The sequence below is a fragment of the Shewanella sp. MM_2022_3 genome, from assembly GCF_022557375.1.
Taxonomy (GTDB): Bacteria; Pseudomonadota; Gammaproteobacteria; order Enterobacterales; family Shewanellaceae; genus Shewanella; species Shewanella xiamenensis.
Genome location: NZ_JAKZGV010000097.1, coordinates 1 through 3,079, shown reverse-complemented (window position 1 = coordinate 3,079; position 3,079 = coordinate 1). Strand labels below are relative to the sequence as shown.

Annotated in this window: 2 protein-coding genes; both read left to right on the top strand. The window is 42.1% G+C overall.

All coding sequences use genetic code 11. From position 1 onward, the window contains the following. The first annotated feature begins 329 nt into the window (after positions 1-329). Positions 330-1,214, top strand: coding sequence for a phospholipase A (locus MMG82_RS21175; protein WP_144345576.1), 885 nt, complete (start codon positions 330-332; stop codon positions 1,212-1,214). A 175-nt stretch (positions 1,215-1,389) separates the two neighbouring features. Next, entirely contained in the window at positions 1,390-2,937 is a 1,548-nt protein-coding gene (locus tag MMG82_RS21170; RefSeq protein WP_047532775.1) for a S41 family peptidase, read from the top strand. The last annotated feature ends 142 nt before the right edge of the window (positions 2,938-3,079 follow it).

The window sequence follows — 3,079 nt, the reverse complement described above, 5'->3', positions numbered from 1 at the left end:
ATAACAACCAAATTTGAATTAAGCCAGTTAAATATAAACTAGGTTGGCAAAAGCACCATACTGACTAAAATAAGTTAATTATTTGAAATAACTAAATAAAACATGATAACAGGGCAAATAGGAATGCAACCTAAACTTGCATCACCTCACATAACAGCACTATGTTATTGCTAAAAAATCTACTCAGTCAGCGCGTTAACGCATAAGAAAAGATGCAGTTTCACTCAAGTTAAGTAGTACAAGTGACAGTATTTCTCACAAAAGATCCACAGACTAATGTTAAGCTCGGTAAATAAAGATAAAGCAAACAGACACATCAAGGAGAGTCGATGTCCCCATTTTATCAAGGTATCGCATTAATCGGACTGCTAACTTGTGCAGGGTTACAGGCAGAGGAATCTTTAATCAAAGATCGCGTTAAGGATGAACTGGCGACTTCAGAGCGTCCATTTGTAATAACGCCGCATAAAGTCAATTACATTTTACCCGCGACCTATAATCCCGATCCAAATATGAAACCCTATGCAGGGGAGGCCGCCGGAACAAACTATGAACTCGATGAGATGGAAGCTAAGTTTCAGATAAGCTTTAAGTTTCCAATTTGGTACAATGTCTTTGGTGATAATGGTCACCTATTTTTTGCCTATACTAATCAATCCTATTGGCAGGTATACAATAAGGAAATATCTTCACCCTTTCGTGAAACAAACCACGAACCCGAAATCTTTATGCTATTCAATAATGATTGGAAAATTGGCGGTGTGACAAACTCGTTTTGGGGATTGGGCGCTGTCCACCAATCTAATGGTAAAGCAGGTTTATTATCCCGTAGTTGGAACCGCATCTATGGCACGATGATCTTTGATGCTGGCCCACTGGCGTTTTCAACTAAGGTGTGGTGGCGCATTCCTGAGGATGAAAAAACAGACATCCACCAAGCCCGTGGCGATGATAATCCCAATATTGATGAGTATATTGGCAATGCTGAATTTGTTGGCGTGTATGGGATTGATGAGCATAGATTCACTCTCACCGTTAAAACTAACTTTAAAGATATTGACCGAGGTTCAGCAGAGATCACTTGGAGCTATCCCATCATAGGTAACTTACGCCTTTATACTCAATACTTTAATGGCTACGGTGAAAGCCTGATCGACTATAACCATCATAATCAACGTATTGGGATCGGTGTATCACTCAACGATATTCTCTAGGACGTGACACAGCACAAAAAACAGCCATAATTCTATGCTGACACAAACAAACTGCTGCTAAATTGCTCAAGTGCGAGCAACCTAAGGGAGCTTAATGATGATTTGTATTGCCAACAGCGGCATTTACATCGATAGTCGCACACCTTTTTAGCAGTAAGGGTCATCATGGAGGAATATGAGTTTTAGCTATCGAACGGTAATAACTTTGCTGAGCATGATTATTTGCGCGAGCCTTATCAGGCTCGCGTTTTTTGCTATTCCTGAAAAAGAACAACCCACGTTAACGACAAAAGATATTCGCCAAGATCTCTATATTCTGCTCAATCAAATTGAACAACACTCCGCATTTTATGCGTTGGATCCACAACATAATGACAACCAACTCGAACGACTTGCTGGACTGATGACTGAGCAATACCAAGATCTTGTTCCTACAGAACGGTTCGCAGCGGAGCTTACAAAACTGCTTAACGCCTTAAAAGATCCTGGTGCTCAAGTTGCGAAGGTTGACAATAGTAGCGCCGACTTACCCTTAACACTGAGACCCGTCAACGAACAATGGCTTGCCTTAGACCATAAAAATAATCCTATTAGTGCCGAGTATCCTTTTATCACCCATATTGATGGCATCCCCTTAAGTAAGTGGATTTCTGCCAGCCAAGCCTATCTGTCAGAGCCTGCAAAAAATAGCCAAGAAATGCAGCTGATTTGGCTTAAACGACTCAACCTACTGCGGGAAGACTTAGGCTTAAGCATCAAACCTTATGTGATTATTAGTTTGATAAATGATGATTTGCAGACAACGCAGGTCACTATTGCCCTGCCTCCCCCTTCTAAAACGATAGTTAAACCGATTGAAGACGACACAGAGATAAGCTTTGAACGCCTACTCACTCAACTTGATGACTTAGGGCCGACTACGGTCTCAAAACCTGACTATTCACTAGAACAGATAAATCCAACCACGGCTCGACTCAAAATAGATGACCTCTATGCTTTTGAACTCGATAAAATACAACAAGAAGAATTACGTAAAGGTATGGAGCAACCATTACTGATTGTCGATCTCAGGCAAGCGAAGGGATTTAGTCCTAAGTTACTAACCATGCTCTCGCGTTATCAGGATATGCCCGCCATGGACATACCACCTCATTCAGCGGTCGAAAAAATCATGGGGTTTGCCCATTATCGACGCTCGCCAGAGCTTAGAAACGATTATTTAAAACCGTTGAATTTTAAACCGCTTGATGAACTTGAACTCAGCCCTGCGCGACTTAACGTGTTGACACGGCGGCTACCAACTATCGATAAAAGCCGATTTAGTCCTTGGTTTGTTCGCACCAAACCTGAAGTCCTCACCGAAGGCAATAATCGTCTTGCACTGCTTGTCAGTCCCTTGTGTAAACAAGAATGCGAGTGGATCGCCTACCGGACTAAAGCATGGTCGAGAGTGAATTTAATCGGCGAAAAAACCTCTGGAGATTTTGCCAGACAATATCAATTTACCTTGCCAAATAGTGACTTAGAGATTCGATTTAGTAGCTCTCTCACCTATGATGCTAAAGGCGAGTTGCTGTCGGGAAAAGGCACTGAGCCCGATATTTGGTTACCACAAAACAATGATATTGAATGGCAAGGACTCGTGAGTTTAGTTAAATCAGCCAAACCCAAAGCCGTAGATCCAACTAACGGTCGACAAACCAAATTAGCCCAATCTCATTAGTAAAAAGCCAGCAATTTGCCTGTCTCTTGATCACAAGTCTTCGTGATTGAGAGACATGGCCAATTCGTAACCCTCAAGGATGGTTTGTAACCTAAACCATCCTTCCCACAATACCTCTACACAAGCCCGGCCTGTCCGCTTG